Origin of the sequence: Streptomyces spiroverticillatus, assembly GCA_014650415.1 — a bacterium.
Lineage (GTDB): Bacteria > Actinomycetota > Actinomycetes > Streptomycetales > Streptomycetaceae > Streptomyces > Streptomyces spiroverticillatus.
On the sequence record BMUX01000016.1, the window covers coordinates 218,219 to 233,037 of the forward strand.

General features: G+C 71.9%; 13 protein-coding genes. 10 read left to right on the plus strand and 3 right to left on the minus strand.

Annotated features, from left to right (window positions below):
* Window positions 1–135 precede the first annotated feature (135 nt).
* A complete protein-coding gene (locus IE269_RS33325) occupies window positions 136–975 on the minus strand; it encodes a DUF3109 family protein (protein WP_189826976.1) in 840 nt (279 codons plus the stop codon).
* A 54-nt stretch (window positions 976–1,029) separates the two neighbouring features.
* On the opposite strand from IE269_RS33325, the gene IE269_RS33330 reads away from it, so the two are divergent.
* From IE269_RS33330 to ilvD, 4 genes are all read left to right on the plus strand, one after another.
* Window positions 1,030–1,962: a Ppx/GppA family phosphatase gene (locus tag IE269_RS33330; protein WP_189826977.1), complete on the plus strand. Its 933-nt coding sequence runs from the start codon at window positions 1,030–1,032 to the stop codon at window positions 1,960–1,962.
* 63 nt (window positions 1,963–2,025) lie between these two features.
* On the plus strand, window positions 2,026–2,892 hold the full coding sequence (locus IE269_RS33335; RefSeq protein ID WP_229898421.1) for a sugar phosphate isomerase/epimerase family protein: 867 nt from the start codon (window positions 2,026–2,028) through the stop codon (window positions 2,890–2,892).
* Window positions 2,889–3,506 (plus strand): TetR/AcrR family transcriptional regulator, encoded by a 618-nt coding sequence (locus IE269_RS33340; RefSeq protein ID WP_189826978.1) that lies wholly within the window; start codon window positions 2,889–2,891, stop codon window positions 3,504–3,506. Before IE269_RS33335 ends, IE269_RS33340 begins: the two co-directional genes overlap by 4 nt.
* Window positions 3,507–3,655: 149 nt before the next feature.
* Window positions 3,656–5,506: a dihydroxy-acid dehydratase gene (gene ilvD / locus IE269_RS33345; protein ID WP_189826979.1), complete on the plus strand. Its 1,851-nt coding sequence runs from the start codon at window positions 3,656–3,658 to the stop codon at window positions 5,504–5,506.
* Between the two features lie 52 nt (window positions 5,507–5,558).
* On the opposite strand, the gene IE269_RS33350 is transcribed toward ilvD, so the two are convergent.
* Entirely contained in the window at window positions 5,559–7,853 is a 2,295-nt protein-coding gene (locus IE269_RS33350; protein ID WP_268253638.1) for a protein kinase domain-containing protein, read from the minus strand.
* A 273-nt stretch (window positions 7,854–8,126) separates the two neighbouring features.
* Between IE269_RS33350 and IE269_RS33355 the strand changes: the two genes are divergently transcribed.
* The 6 genes from IE269_RS33355 (at window position 8,127) to IE269_RS33380 (ending at window position 13,236) form a co-directional block, all read left to right on the plus strand.
* On the plus strand, window positions 8,127–8,651 hold the full coding sequence (locus tag IE269_RS33355; protein WP_189826981.1) for an MFS transporter: 525 nt from the start codon (window positions 8,127–8,129) through the stop codon (window positions 8,649–8,651).
* A gap of 330 nt (window positions 8,652–8,981) precedes the next feature.
* Window positions 8,982–9,899 carry a class I SAM-dependent methyltransferase gene (locus IE269_RS33360; RefSeq protein ID WP_189826982.1) on the plus strand — a complete coding sequence of 306 codons (918 nt, stop codon included), beginning with the start codon at window positions 8,982–8,984 and terminating at the stop codon, window positions 9,897–9,899.
* Window positions 9,900–10,362: 463 nt separating this feature from the next.
* Entirely contained in the window at window positions 10,363–11,097 is a 735-nt protein-coding gene (locus tag IE269_RS33365; RefSeq protein WP_189826983.1) for an ABC transporter ATP-binding protein, read from the plus strand.
* A 38-nt stretch (window positions 11,098–11,135) separates the two neighbouring features.
* Window positions 11,136–11,873 (plus strand): ABC transporter permease, encoded by a 738-nt coding sequence (locus tag IE269_RS33370; RefSeq protein WP_229898418.1) that lies wholly within the window; start codon window positions 11,136–11,138, stop codon window positions 11,871–11,873.
* A gap of 88 nt (window positions 11,874–11,961) precedes the next feature.
* Window positions 11,962–12,801 carry a pyrroline-5-carboxylate reductase gene (proC, locus tag IE269_RS33375; RefSeq protein ID WP_268253639.1) on the plus strand — a complete coding sequence of 280 codons (840 nt, stop codon included), beginning with the start codon at window positions 11,962–11,964 and terminating at the stop codon, window positions 12,799–12,801.
* 93 nt (window positions 12,802–12,894) lie between these two features.
* Window positions 12,895–13,236 (plus strand): hypothetical protein, encoded by a 342-nt coding sequence (locus IE269_RS33380; protein ID WP_189826986.1) that lies wholly within the window; start codon window positions 12,895–12,897, stop codon window positions 13,234–13,236.
* Between the two features lie 24 nt (window positions 13,237–13,260).
* Here IE269_RS33380 and trpS read toward each other — a convergent pair whose 3' ends face one another.
* On the minus strand, window positions 13,261–14,262 hold the full coding sequence (gene trpS, locus IE269_RS33385) for a tryptophan--tRNA ligase (RefSeq protein WP_189826987.1): 1,002 nt from the start codon (window positions 14,260–14,262) through the stop codon (window positions 13,261–13,263).
* Window positions 14,263–14,819: the final 557 nt, after the last annotated feature.

Below are 14,819 nucleotides of genomic sequence, written 5' to 3' on the forward strand. Positions count from 1 at the left end.
GGCTCTTTCGGGCCTTGCCCGGTGCTCCGGTTGCCTGCGGCGCTCGCCCCGGTCCCGCCCCTTCACCTAAACCCGCGGGGCAATGGACGGTTCCGTGCGGGTTCGTTGTGGCTGGTCGCGCAGTTCCCCGCGCCCCTATACCTCCGGGTCCGCCGGATGCGGGGCCACCAGGGGGAGTTGGGAGGCCAGGCGGGCCTCGCAGAGTTCCGCCAGCTTCGCGTAGCCACCTGCGCCCATCAGCTCCGTGAGCTCCGGGCGGTAGGAGACGTACACCGGGTCGCCCGCGCCGTGGGCGGAGGTCGCCGAGGTGCACCACCAGTGCAGGTCGTGGCCGCCCGGGCCCCAGCCGCGCCGGTCGTACTCGCCGATGGTGACCATCAGGATCTTCGTGTCGTCCGGGCGCTCGACCCAGTCGTACGTGCGGCGCACCGGCAGCTGCCAGCACACGTCCGGCTTCGTCTCCAGGGGTTCCTTGCCCTCGCGCAGGGCCAGGATGTGCAGGGAGCAGCCCGCCCCGCCCGCGAAGCCCGGACGGTTCTGGAAGATGCAGGAGCCCTCCCAGCGGCGCGTCTGGCGGTCGCCGTCCTCGTCCTGCTGGACCCAGCCGCCGTTCGGGCCCTTGACGCCCTTCGAGGTCTGCGCGACGTCGTGGAACTGCCAGATGTCGGGGGTGAGGCGCGCCACGTGGCCCGCGACCCGCTTCTCGTCGTCCTCGTCGGAGAAGTGCGCCCCGAGCGTGCAGCAGCCGTCGTCCGCGCGGCCCAGCTTGATGCCCTGGCAGCCGCTGCCGAAGATGCACGTCCACTTCGACGTCAGCCAGGTCAGGTCGCAGCGGAAGACCTGCTCCTCGTCCTCCGGGTCCGGGAACTCCACCCACGCACGGGCGAAGTCCAGACCCTGCTCGTCATCCACCGCCGCGCCCGCTTGCGATCGGTTCGTGGCTTTTCCCGGCTTCGCCTTTTTCGTCTTTGGCACGGGGCAAGGGTAGGCGCAGGAACCTGTGCGCCGCGCCGCAGTAGCGTTCCGTACATGAGACTCGGAGTCCTCGACGTCGGTTCGAACACAGTGCACCTGCTCGTGGTGGACGCCCATCGCGGCGCCCGCCCCCTCCCCGCGCACTCCTACAAGGAGGAGCTGCGCCTCGCGGAGCTGCTCGACGGGGACGGGGCGGTCGCCCCCGAAGGGATAAACCGGCTGGTCAGTACCGTCGGGCAGGCCATGCAGGCCGCCGAGGACAAGGGGTGCGAGGAGGTCATCGCCTTCGCCACGTCCGCCGTGCGGGAGGCGAGCAACGCCGACCACGTCCTCGCGCGGGTGCGGGAGGAGACCGGCGTCGACCTGAAGGTGCTGTCGGGGGAGGACGAGGCCCGGCTCACCTTCCTCGCCGCCCGCCGCTGGTTCGGCTGGTCCGCCGGAAAGCTGCTGCTGCTCGACATCGGCGGCGGCTCGCTGGAGATCGCGTACGGCATCGACGAGGACCCGGACGCCGCCGTCAGCCTGCCGCTCGGCGCCGGCCGTCTCACCGCAGGCCACCTGCCCGGCGACCCGCCGGACGCCCAGGACGTGCGGGCCCTGCGCAAGCACGTACGGGCCGAAATCGCTCGTACGGTCGGGGAGTTCGCCCGCTTCGGGCCGCCGGACCACGTGGTGGCGACCTCGAAGACCTTCCGTCAGCTCGCCCGGATCGGCGGGGCCGCACGCTCGGCCGAAGGCCTGTACGTACAACGTGATCTGAGTCGCAGTTCGCTCCAGGAATGGGTGCCGAAACTGGCCGCCATGACCGCCGAGCAGCGCACCCACCTGCCCGGCGTCTCCGCCGACCGCGCGCCCCAACTGCTGGCGGGAGCCCTGGTCGCGGAGGGGGCGATGGACCTGTTCGAGGTGCCCGTGCTGGAGATCTGTCCGTGGGCGCTGCGGGAGGGCGTCATCCTGCGGCGGCTGGATCGGCTCGCTCCGTCCTGACGGTCCGGGCCCCTCGCCGTACCCCGGCGGGAGGAGGACCGTACGCTGTCCTTCGTGGCAGAAGTGGCGAACCCCCCGGAACCTTCGGCGGTACCGGCCGTACCGGCCGTGCGCATCCCCGATGCGAAGGTCGCGCTGTCCACCGCCTCCGTCTACCCGGAGTCGACGGCGACGGCCTTCGAGATCGCGGCACGCCTCGGCTACGACGGCGTCGAGGTCATGGTGTGGACGGACCCCGTCAGCCAGGACGTCGAAGCCCTGCGCAGACTCTCCGACCACCACGGCGTGCCGATCCTCGCCGTGCACGCGCCCTGCCTGCTGATCACGCAGCGCGTCTGGTCGACGGACCCGTGGGTCAAGCTCCAGCGGGCCCAGGCGGCGGCGGAGAAGCTCGGTGCGTCGACGGTCGTGGTCCATCCGCCGTTCCGCTGGCAGCGGGGGTACGCGAGGGACTTCGTCACCGGGATCTGGCGGATGGCGGAGGAGACGGACGTCCGCTTCGCCGTCGAGAACATGTACCCGTGGCGCTACAAGGACCGCGAAATGCTCGCGTACGCGCCCGAGTGGGACGTGACGAAGGACGACTACCGGCACTTCACCGTCGACCTCTCGCACACCGCCACCGCCCGCACCGACGCCATGGCCATGATCGACCGCATGGGCGACCGGCTCGGCCACGTCCACCTCGCCGACGGCAAGGGCTCCGCCAAGGACGAGCACCTGGTCCCCGGGCGCGGCACCCAGCCCTGCGCCGAGCTGCTGGAACGGCTGGCCGCCACCGGCTTCGACGGGCACGTCGTCGTCGAGGTCAACACGCGCCGGGCCATGTCCTCCGCCGAGCGCGAGGCCGACCTCGCCGAGGCCCTGGCCTTCACGCGGCTGCACCTGGCGTCCGCCCCGGCCTCCCCGACGGGCGTGCGGGGCGCATGACGGGCGGCCCGGCGGGTCCGCGCCGTCGCGGGCGCCCTTCCCGTACGGAGTCGGACGCGGCGCCCGCCGCCCGCGACCGCATCCTGGACGCGGCCCGCGCCGAATTCGCCGAACGCGGGTACGACAAGACCTCCGTGCGGGGGATCGCACGGGCCGCCGGAGTCGACTCCGCCCTCGTCCACCACTACTTCGGTACGAAGGACGAGATCTTCGCGGCATCCGTCGAGGTGTCCTTCGAACCCGCACTGGCGATGGAAGCCCTCGTCGGGCAGGGCCCGGACGGCATCGGCGAGCGCATCGCCCGCTACTTCTTCTCCGTCTGGGAGAACCCGGCGACCCGGGGGCCGCTCCTCGCCGTCGTCCGCTCGGCGCTCACGCACGAGGCGGCGGCGAAGGTGCTGCGGGGGTTCGTGCTCCGCCGCCTCCTGGAGCGGATCGCGGAGGACCTGGACGTACCGGACCCGACCTTCCGGGCGGAGCTGGCGGTGTCCCACATGGTCGGCATCGCCGTCGTCCGCTACGCCCTGCGCGTCGAGCCGCTGGCCTCCGCCCCCGTGGACGACATCGTGGCGCTGGTGGCCCCGACCCTCCAGCGCTACCTGACCGAGCAGTAGTCGGGACCGGCCCCGGAGCCTCGTTCCCCCCGAACACCCGTCCCGCGATCCGGACCCCCCGTCCACATCCCGGAATCTAGGCGTACGCTCGACGCCAGTCGTACCGTACGTAGACACAGCCACCCCGTACTCCTGGGAAGTGAACCCCGATGCCCGAGCTGAGGTCCCGCACCGTCACCCACGGCCGCAACATGGCAGGCGCCCGCGCGCTCATGCGCGCCTCCGGTGTAGCGAGCGAGGACATCGGCAAGCCGATCATCGCCGTCGCCAACTCCTTCACCGAGTTCGTGCCGGGGCACACCCACCTCGCCCCCGTCGGCCGCATCGTCTCCGAGGCGATCCAGGCCGCCGGCGCCGTCCCCCGCGAGTTCAACACCATCGCGGTCGACGACGGCATCGCGATGGGCCACGGCGGAATGCTGTACTCCCTCCCCTCCCGCGACCTCATCGCGGACAGCGTCGAGTACATGGTCGAGGCCCACTGCGCCGACGCCCTGATCTGCATCTCCAACTGCGACAAGATCACCCCCGGCATGCTGATGGCGGCCATGCGCCTCAACATCCCGACGATCTTCGTCTCCGGCGGCCCGATGGAGTCCGGCAAGGCCACCCTGGTCGACGGCACCGTCCGCACGCTCGACCTGGTCGACGCCATGTCGGACGCCGTCAACGACAAGATCTCCGACGCGGACATGCTCCGTATCGAGGAGAACGCCTGTCCCACCTGCGGTTCCTGCTCCGGCATGTTCACCGCCAACTCCATGAACTGCCTCGCCGAGGCCATCGGCCTCGCCCTCCCGGGCAACGGCTCCACCCTCGCGACGCACACCGCCCGCCGCGCCCTGTACGAGAACGCCGGCCGCACCATCGTCGAGATCACCAAGCGGCACTACGAGCAGGACGACGCCACCGTCCTCCCGCGCTCCATCGCCACCTACGCCGCGTTCGAGAACGCCATGGCCCTCGACATCGCCATGGGCGGCTCCACCAACACGATCCTGCACCTCCTCGCCGCCGCCCAGGAGGCCGGAGTCGGCTACGGGCTCCCGGAGATGGACGAGATCTCGCGCCGCGTCCCGTGCCTGGCCAAGGTCGCGCCCAACGTCGGCAAGAACCGTACGTACTACATGGAGGACGTCCACCGGGCCGGCGGCATCCCCGCCATCCTCGGCGAACTCCACCGCGGCGGACTCCTCAACGAGGACGTCCACTCCGTCCACTCCGACTCCCTCGCCGAGTGGCTCAAGAACTGGGACGTCCGCGGCGGCTCCCCCGCCCCCGAGGCCGTCGAGCTGTGGCACGCCGCCCCCGGCTGCGTCCGCTCCGCCACCGCCTTCTCGCAGTCCGAGCGCTGGGACACCCTCGACACGGACGCCGAGGAAGGATGCATCCGCTCGGTCGAGCACGCGTACTCCAAGGACGGCGGCCTCGCGGTCCTGCGCGGCAACCTCGCCGTCGACGGCTGCGTCGTGAAGACGGCGGGCGTCGACGAGTCGATCTGGACCTTCGAGGGCCCGGCCGTCGTCTGCGAGTCGCAGGAGCAGGCCGTCGAGAAGATCCTCCTCAAGGAGGTCAAGGCGGGCGACGTGGTCGTCATCCGGTACGAGGGCCCCAAGGGCGGCCCCGGCATGCAGGAGATGCTCTACCCGACCTCGTACCTGAAGGGCACCGGGCTCGGCAAGCAGTGCGCGCTGATCACCGACGGCCGCTTCTCCGGCGGCACTTCGGGCCTCTCCATCGGCCACGCGTCCCCCGAGGCGGCCTCCGGCGGCACCATCGCCCTGGTCCAGGACGGCGACCGCATCCGCATCGACATCCCCAACCGCACCATCGAACTCCTGGTGTCCGACCAGGAGTTGGCGGAGCGCGACGCGGCCCTCGGCGGCGTCTACGCGCCGAAGAACCGCGAGCGCAAGGTCTCCCAGGCCCTGCGTGCGTACGCCGCGATGGCCACCAGCGCCGACAAGGGCGCGGTCCGCGACGTGTCCAAGCTGGGCTAGCCGCACCCGTCGGCCCGGCGAGGCATGTCCGAGCCGGGCCGACCGGGTCGGGTCAACGGCCCCGGGGGCTGGGCGGGGGAGGGGGCGGCGGTCCGTCCGGGAACCCGCCCGACCCCGGCGGCTCGTCCCCGCCGGGACGCAGCCCCGGGTCGTGCGGGTCCATCGAGAACACCGCCCCGCCCGCCCCGGTGACGACGAGCGCGCCGCCCACCCGCAGCACGCTCGTGTCGTGGTACGCGGCCGGGGGCGCCCCGCGGTGCCCCGACCGCCATCTCTCCTCGCCCGTCCGGGAGTCGAGCGCCACCACCCGCCCGCTCAGGCTCGGCACGTACAGCGTGGTGCCCCGGGCGTCCGTCTCCGGCGCGCCCAGCCCGCGCACCCCGGTGTTCCGCGTCCACCGCGCGCCGCTGCCCCGGAGGTCGTACGCGGAGACCGTCCCCCAGTGGTGCACGAAGAACACCGTGTCGCCCCGCAGCACCGGCCGCCCCTGCGGCGTACCGGAGAGCCGGACCGTGCGCGGGGCGCGCACGCCCTTCGGGTCGACCAGGACGAGCGCGGAGTAGCTGCCCTCGTGGTGCTCGTGCTCGGCGACGTCACCCGCCCTGCCCCACTGCGCGAAGACCAACCACCCGCCGCTTACCCCGAGTTGGTCGTGATCCCGGCCGCGCCGGGTGACGACGGTCCGGCCGCCGTCCCCGCTCGCGTACCGGACGTACGTACGCGTCCCGCCCTCCTCGTCGGGGTCCGTGCACACCCCGTACAGCACGCCGTCCATCTCGTACGGAACGCACTCCAGCCCCGCCGGATTCGGCGAGGTCCACCGGGTGTCGCCGGTCGCGGTGTCCCGGGCGACGACGGCGCGCAGATCGGCGGAGGGGGCGACGACGAGCGCGCCGAGCACCGCGGGCTCCCGGTCGGCCTTCCCGACGGGCCGGTGCCACAGGCGGCGGCCGTCCCGGGAGTCGAGCGCGACCAGCCGGTGCGCGGTGTCCGACAGCGTCTCCACCACGAACACGGCCTTCCCGCCCGCGAGCCGGGAGGTCGACGAGTCGCCGATCTCGCGGGTTCCCGGGGCGGTCGGCGGCTGCGGGGCCCGCCACAGCACGGTTCCGGTCGCCGCGTCCAGCCGTACCGTACGCACCGAACCGCCCCCGCAGTGCACGGCCACCGTGCCGTCCGCCGTGCACCGCACCGACTCGACGGGACCGGTCGCCCCGACGGTCGCGGGCGGCAGCACCGCCTGCCAGGACCGCCACCCGGCGGGCAGCGCCTCCCCGGACCGCAGGGGCTGCTGCTGCCCGGGCCGGGGCGCGGGAGGCACGGCCGTGCCGTCCTCGGACTCCGGCAGCAGGAGTACGAGTCCGCCGGCGCCGGCGACGAGCAGCAGGGCGGCGAGGGCGACGGCCCACGGGCGCCGGGGGCGGGTGGCGGGGGAGAGGGGGTCGTTGCGGCGGCGTACGACCATGGTGTCGGGGTCGGGGTCGGGGGCGGCGGCGTCCTTCGCCTGCGCGGCGCCATCGGCCCCGTCGGCACCGGTCCGGCCTGGCCGCCACTTCCGTAACAACCCCGTCAGCTCTTGGAGATCCGGCCGCTCGTCCGGCTCCTTGACCAGGCAGTACGCCAGAATCCCGCGCAGCGGCTCGCGTACCCCGTCCAGGACGGGCGGCTCGTGCACGACGGCGTACGCGGTCATGAACGGGCTGTCGGAGTCGAACGGTCCGTGCCCCACCGCCGCATACACGAGCAGCGTCGCCAGCGAGAAGACGTCCGAAGCGGGCCCGACGCTCCGCGGACTGTTGAGCTGCTCCGGCGACATGAACGGAGGCGTCCCCATCACGTTCCCGGTGACGGTCAGCGGAGCATTGCCCACCGCCCGCGAAACGCCGAAGTCAATCACCCTCGGCCCGTCCGCCGCCATCAGCACATTCGCGGGCTTGAGGTCCCGGTGCACGACCCCGACCCGGTGAATGTCCCGCAACGCCTCCACCAGCCCGAGCCCCAGCAACCTCAACTCGGCGTCCCCCAGCGGCCCCTGCTCCTCCAGCAACTGCGCGAGCGTCGGCCCGGGAACGTACTGCGTGGCCATCCACGGCCGCACAGCCTCCGCGTCCGCATCCACCACGGACGCCGTGAACGCCCCACTGACCTGCCGCGCCGCCGCGATCTCCTGCTTGAACCGCACCCGGAAATCCGGATCGGCGGAGAACTGCTCATGGATCACCTTCACGGCGACCTCACGCCCCGAGGGGGACCTCCCGAGGAAAACGGTCCCCATGCCACCGGTCCCGAGCCGGCCGAGAAGCCGGTACTCCCCAATGACCTGAGGATCGTCCGCCGCGAGCGTCACGGCTCAACTCCCTTACCCCTCACCACACCTGGACCCCCCACCCTAGGCGCAGAACCCCTCCCGGGGAGTCCTATGCGGCGGGCGACCTTCCGCGCCCTGTCAGGGGCGCGGGGCTGTTCCGGCCCAGGGGCAGAGAGCTGAACGCACCCGGCACGGGGAGGCAGCCCCGTCCAAGCCCCGCCCGAGCCCCGTCCAAGCCCCGAACCGGCCGGAAGCGACCCCCAGCCCCCTCCACACCCCCTCCGGACCCCCTGCCCAGGGATAATCGTCCTCGTGACCGAAAACCCCCACCCCTCCCAGCCGACCCCCGCCCCGGGCCCCCCTCCCGGCCCCCAACCCGAACCCCTCCGCCTCTTCGGCACCACCTGGCTCAACCACGACAACGGCTACACCCTCCGCCGCATCGGCGCCTCCGTGGGCTCCCTCGCCGCAGCAGTAGCCGGCTGCCTCCTCCTCCGCTTCGCCTACCAGGGCCTCCAGATCGCCGACGTGGGCGGCATCGTCGGCACCCTGATCATCGTGATGTTCGCGATCTGTAGCGCGATCGCGTTCCGCAAGACCTGGGAGGGCTTCACCGCCCGCCCGACGGACCCGGCCCGCGACCAGTCCCTCCGCAGCCTGAAGACGATCGGCTTCGTCGGCTCGCTCCTCGCCTACTTCTTCCGCTCCCTCACCGAGGCCCCGGGCGAAAAGCTCCACCGCCAGGAGTACGAAACGGCCCTGACCCAGTACAACCGCCGCCGCGGCACCCGCACGGGCAACCCCGCCGCCCGCAAAAAGTCCCCCAAGCGCAAGTAACCCCCCTCGCCCGGCGCAGATGCAGAGACGTCCCACCCTCCCTCCACACCGTTCCAGAGGCAGCAGCGCTGTGCCGATGCACGCCTCCGCCGCGCGGGCGCGCTCTTCCGTGCCCCTCCAGGGGCGCGGGGAACTGCGCGAGCAACCACCCACTCACCCGCGCGGAACCGTCCATTGCCCCGCGGGTTTAGGAGAAGGGGCGGGGCTGGGGACCCTTTGCCCCAGGCAGGACAGAGCCGCACACACACCCACCGCCTAGCCCCACCCCCTCCAACCGGCACACACTCCAACCCCTCCCCAAAATCCACCCCAGCCCCTGAGGATGACCCCATGGCCACCTCACCCCACGAGCCTTCGCCCGCAGCCCCGTCAGCCGACGCCGCCCCGTCAGCCGACGCCGCCCTGTCAGCCGACGCCGCCCTGGAACCCCACGCAGCCCCGGCGGCCGACGAAGCCCCAACCCCCCACCCCACCCACTTCGCCGCCCGCGCCCACTCCTTCAACGCCGCCGCCCCCGCCTACGCCGCCCACCGCCCCTCCTACCCGCCCGCCCTCCTCGACGCCGTCGAGGAACTCGCGGGCCGGTCCCTCGCAGGCGCCGACGTGGCCGACATCGGCGCAGGCACCGGCATCGGAACCGCCGTCCTGCGCGCCCGCGGCGCCCGCGTGATCGCCGTGGAACCCGGCGCCGGAATGGCCGCGGAATTCCGCCGTACGCTCCCCGACGTACCCCTCGTCCAGGGCAACGGCAACCACCTCCCCCTCGCCACCGCCTCCGCGGACTTCATCACGTACGCGCAGGCCTGGCACTGGACGGACGCCACGCTCTCCGCCCCGGAGGCGATGCGAGTCCTGCGCCCGGGCGGCGCACTGGCCCTCTGGTGGAACGTCCTCGACGACAGGGTCGACTGGGTGGCCGCCCAGGACGCCCGCCTTCGCGCGTTCTTCGCGGACGGCGCGACACCGGCCACCGGCACGATGGGCGCCCACGGCGACATGAAGAACCGTGTCGGCCACAACTCGGGCGGCCTGCGCTTCGTCACCCGCGAAATCCCCTGGACCCGCCACATCTCGGTCGACGACCACCTCGCCAACCTGGCAACCCACTCGGCCTTCCTCATCCAGCCCGAGGAACAGGTCGCCCAGTTCCTCGCCACCGAACGAGCCGACCTCCTCGACTCCTTCCCCGACGGCCACCTCTCCGAGCCCTACACCGTCGAACTCCACCTCACCCTCTCCCCTCACTGATCTCCCCCCCCTCCCCCTCCCCCCTCTTCCCTGGCCCCCCTTGGGCGGCGGGGCCGCCCCCCGGGGGCGGAACGGGCGGGCAAGGGGGCGGTACGCCCGATCCGGGCCCACCCCGGCACCGGCCCCTGCCCCCACCTTCCGTGCCGGGTGCACGCAGCCCCAGGACCCTCGGGGCGCCTCCCAGCACCGGGAACGTGAAGCCCCGGCCCACCGGGCCAAGAGGGTCCCCAGCCCCGCCCCTTCACCTAAACCCGCGGGGCAAGAGGGGACCGGTCCCGTGCAGGCGCGTCGTGGCTGGCCGCGCAGTTCCCCGCGCCCCTGAAGGGGCCCGAACGACCCACCCCGCAACACCCCCGCGCACCCCCGCGAGGCCCCCTTGACGCCCCCCACCCCCCGGAGGACCATTCAACTATTCATCAGGCGATGAATAACAAGGAAGAGGACAAGAGGAAGGGACCACCCCATGCCCTCCCCACCCGCCATCCACGCCCACACCCTCTCCACCACCCGCGGCCCCCGCCAAGTCCTCCACGACCTGGACTTCACCGTCCCCCGGGCCCGCATCACCGGCCTCCTCGGCCCCTCCGGCTGCGGAAAGTCCACCCTCCTGCGCGCCATCGTCGGCACGCAGGCCAAAGTCACCGGCACCCTCACCGTCCTCGGCCTGCCCGCAGGCCACCCGGACCTCCGCCCGCGCATCGGCTACGTCACCCAAGCCCCAGCCATCTACAACGACCTGACGATCCGCCAGAACCTCGCCCACTTCGCCGCGATCCTCACTCCCGGCCGCCCCGCCGCCGAAGCCCGCGCCGCCTCCGTCGCCCGCGCCCTCACCGCCGTCGACCTCACCCCGCACGCGGACGACCTGGCCGGCCACCTCTCCGGCGGCCAACGCAGCCGCGTCTCCCTCGCGGTGGCCCTCCTGGGCACCCCGGAACTCCTGATCCTCGACGAACCGACCGTCGGCCTCGACCCCGTCCTCCGCCGCGACCTCTGGAACCTCTTCCACACCCTCGCCGACGCCGGCACCACCCTCCTCGTCTCCTCCCACGTCATGGACGAGGCCGAACGCTGCGACCGCCTCCTCCTCATGCGCGAAGGCCGCATCCTCGCCGAGGACACCCCCACCTCCCTCCTCGCCCGCACCGGAGCCCCCACCGTCGAATGCGCCTTCCTCCACCTGGTCACCACCCCCTGACCACCACCCCCAAGGCCCCGCCCAGCGAAGGAACGCCCATGACCCTCACCCGCACGCTGGCCACCGCCTCCCGCGTGCTCCACCAACTCCGCCACGACCCCCGCGCCGTCGCCCTCACGCTCCTCGTCCCCGCCGCGATGATCACCCTGCTCCGATACGTCTTCGACGCCACCCCCCAGACCTTCAACGCGGTCGGCGCCTCCCTCCTCGGCATCTTCCCGCTGATCACGATGTTCCTGATCACCTCGATCGCCACCCTGCGCGAACGCACCAGCGGCACCCTGGAACGCCTCCTCGCGATGCCCCTCGCCAAGGCGGACCTGATCGGCGGCTACGCCCTCGCCTTCGCCGTACTCGCCCTCATCCAGTCCGCCCTGGCCACCGCCATCGCCGTCTGGCTCCTGGGCCTCGACGTCACCGGCTCCCCGTGGCTGCTCCTCCTCGTCGCCGTCCTCGACGCCCTCCTCGGCACCGCCCTCGGTCTCTTCGTCTCGGCCTTCGCCGCCTCGGAGTTCCAGGCGGTCCAGTTCATGCCCCTGGTCCTCTTCCCCCAACTCCTCCTCTGCGGCCTCTTCACCCCACGCCCCTCGATGCACCCCGCCCTGGAGGCCATCTCCGCCGTACTCCCCATGTCCTACGCGGTCGACGCCATGACCGAAATCCGCACCCACTCCACCCTCACGGCCACCTTCCTCCGCGACACCGCCCTCGTCACGGCCACCGCCCTCGCCGTCCTCCTCCTGGGTGCCGCCACCCTCCGCCGCCGCACCCCCTGACCACCCTTCGGACGCCCCGTTCCCCCCACCACCCCCGATGCAAGGATGGGTCCCGTACCCCAGCCCCACCGCCCGGAGGGTGACCCACGTGACCGACCACCAAGCAGCCAACGCCGCCAAGACGATCGCCGTCCTCGGCACCGGCAAAATCGGCGAAGCCCTCCTCAGCGGCATGATCCGCGGCGGCCGCCGCCCCGCCGACCTCCTGGTCACCGCCCGCCGCACCGAGCGTGCCGAGGAACTCCGCACCCGCTACGGCGTCGAGTCCGTCACCAACGCCGAAGCCGCCAAGCGCGCCGACACCCTGATCCTCACGGTCAAGCCCCAGGACATGGCCAAGCTCCTCGAAGAGCTGACCCCGCACCTGCCCACCGGCGCGAGCCCACTGATCATCAGCGGCGCCGCCGGCATCCCCACCTCCTTCTTCGAAGAACGCCTCGCTCCCAACACCCCCGTCGTCCGCGTCATGACGAACACCCCGGCTCTCGTCGACGAAGCCATGTCCGTCATCTCCGGCGGCAGCCACGCCACCCCCGCCGACCTCGCCCACGCCGAGGAGATCTTCGGCGGCGTCGGCAAGACCCTCCGCGTCCCGGAGTCCCAGCAGGACGCCGCCACCGCCCTCTCCGGCTCGGGCCCGGCCTACTTCTACTTCCTCGTCGAAGCGATGACCGACGCCGGCATCCTCCTGGGCCTGCCCCGCGCCCAGGCCCACGACCTGATCGTGCAGGCCGCCATAGGAGCCGCCGTCATGCTCCGCGACAGCGGCGAACACCCGGTGAAGCTCCGCGAAGCCGTCACCTCCCCGGCCGGCACCACCATCAACGCCATCCGCGAGCTGGAGAATCACGGCGTACGGGCCGCCCTCATCTCCGCCCTGGAAGCCGCCCGCAACCGCAGCCGCGAACTCGCCTCCGGCACCGGCTGACCCCGGGCCCGCCCGAGCGGACCATCCGAGTGGGCCACTCCATCGGCCCACCGCGACAAGCCACCTCCTCTCCTCGCGTGCTGCCCTGAACCCATGAACAGCACTCGCTTCACGCGCACCCTGCTGGCCGTGACCACGGTCGCCGTCGCCACCCTCACCACCGTCGGAACAGCTGCCGCCGCCTCGTCGCCCCAGGGCGGCGGCGAGCTGTTCCACGGCGTGGTGACGGAGCCCGTCAAGGTCCACGAGGACACCGACCCCAAGTCGCCGTCGGAGGTCACCCTCCCCAAGGGCTACGAGGTCCTCATCATCTGCAAGGTCCCCGGCTGGTTCCTGCTCCTCAACGAGGAGTCCATCGACGAGGACGAGCCCGAGATCGGCTGGGCCCAGTCCACGTCCATCAAGGTCCAGGGCAAGCAGCCCGCCACCTGCTGACCCGGCCCCGCAGCCCCCGGCTCCTCACCCCGCGGGCAGCAACCCGATGGCCCGGTACGCCGCATCCACGGTGGGCCGGGCCATCGCCCGCGCCTTCTCGGCCCCCTCCTTCAACACCTCCTCCACGTGTCCCGCATCCGCCGACAGCTCCGCGTGCCGTTCCCGCACCGGCCTCAGTACCTCGACCACCGCCTCCGCCGTGTCCTTCTTGAGCGCTCCGTACGACTCATATACACCGGCCAGCGCCTCCGGGTTCCCACCCGTGCAGGCCGCCAGCAGATCCAGCAGATTCGCCACCCCGGGCCGCTTCTCCCGGTCGTACTCGCCGCCCCCGCTCCCGCTGTCGGTCACGGCCCGCATGACCTTCTTCCGTACGACCTCGGGCTCGTCCAGCACGAACACGACGCCGCCGGTCCCCGCCGTCGTCTTCCCCATCTTCGACGTCGGCTCCTGAAGGTCCATGACCCTGGCCGCCACCACCGGCTTCGTCGCCCGCGGCACCACGAACGTCTCTCCGTACCTCTGGTTGAACCGCACCGCCAGGTCCCGCGTCAGCTCCACGTGCTGCGTCTGGTCCTCCCCGACGGGCACCTCGTCCGCCCCGTACGCCAGGATGTCCGCCGCCATCAGCACGGGATACGTCAGCAACGAGAGCCGCACCCCGTCCCCGGCGGCCTGCGCCTGCGCACTCTTCTCCCGGTACTGGATCATCCGCCGCATCTCCCCGTCGGAGGCCGTGCACTCCAGCAGGTACGACAGCCGAGTGTGCTCACCGACATGGCTCTGTACGAACACGGTGCACACCGCAGGGTCCAGCCCGACCGCCAGCAGCAGCGTCGCGAGCTGCCGGCTGAGCCGCAGCACCCGCGCCGGATCGTGCTCCACCGTCAGTGAGTGCAGGTCGACCACGGAGAAGAGGGCCTCGCCCCGGTGCTGGTCCACCTCTGCCCACTGCCGCACGGCCCCGAGGTAGTTTCCGAGCGTCATGTGGCCGGTCGGCTTGATCCCGCTGAAGATCCGCGTCATGTGTCTTCGTCCTCCTGGTCGAGGCCGCCACCGCCGGCGGCCGACCTCCCGGAGGGAGAAACGCGAACGGCCGCCGAAGCGGCGGCCGTGGTTGCATACGTGTGCGGGGCCGCCGTCAGGCGGCCCACCAGCTGGTGGTGCACGTACGCGAAGTCATGCCTGACACCGTAGCCCTCCGGCCCGGGGTTGACACACGATTAACGGATACGTAATGTTCTCCGAGCTGTCCGACTGTGAGCACTGGCCCAGGCCGGTCCCCGGACAGTCATTCCGCACCAACCACTCAAGCAGGCGACTCAACGTCGCATCGTCTTCGTGTGCTCTTTTTGCGAAATGAGGAATCCGCGTTCGAGAGGACGCCCCCGATTGGCATCGGGGCCCAGGAATCCGCTAATGTCTCACTCGTCGGAACGGCCCAACAGCCGCAAAGACAAACCCCGCTGACTGGGAATCAGGCCCGAAAGGATCTGATAGAGTCGGAACCGCCGGAAAGGGAAAACGCGAAAGCGAAGAACCTGGAAAGCACCGAGGAAATCGGCACTGGAAACAGTCTGATA

What these genes read in the sequence shown, in the direction of transcription:
- trpS (WP_189826987.1), bottom strand. Translation starts at nt 14,262, where the DNA reads ATGACGCGGATCTTCAGCGGGATCAAGCCGACCGGCCACATGACGCTC.
- ilvD (WP_189826979.1), top strand. Translation starts at nt 3,656, where the DNA reads ATGCCCGAGCTGAGGTCCCGCACCGTCACCCACGGCCGCAACATGGCA.
- IE269_RS33360 (WP_189826982.1), top strand. Translation starts at nt 8,982, where the DNA reads ATGGCCACCTCACCCCACGAGCCTTCGCCCGCAGCCCCGTCAGCCGAC.
- IE269_RS33380 (WP_189826986.1), top strand. Translation starts at nt 12,895, where the DNA reads ATGAACAGCACTCGCTTCACGCGCACCCTGCTGGCCGTGACCACGGTC.
- IE269_RS33340 (WP_189826978.1), top strand. Translation starts at nt 2,889, where the DNA reads ATGACGGGCGGCCCGGCGGGTCCGCGCCGTCGCGGGCGCCCTTCCCGT.
- IE269_RS33330 (WP_189826977.1), top strand. Translation starts at nt 1,030, where the DNA reads ATGAGACTCGGAGTCCTCGACGTCGGTTCGAACACAGTGCACCTGCTC.
- IE269_RS33370 (WP_229898418.1), top strand. Translation starts at nt 11,136, where the DNA reads ATGACCCTCACCCGCACGCTGGCCACCGCCTCCCGCGTGCTCCACCAA.
- IE269_RS33365 (WP_189826983.1), top strand. Translation starts at nt 10,363, where the DNA reads ATGCCCTCCCCACCCGCCATCCACGCCCACACCCTCTCCACCACCCGC.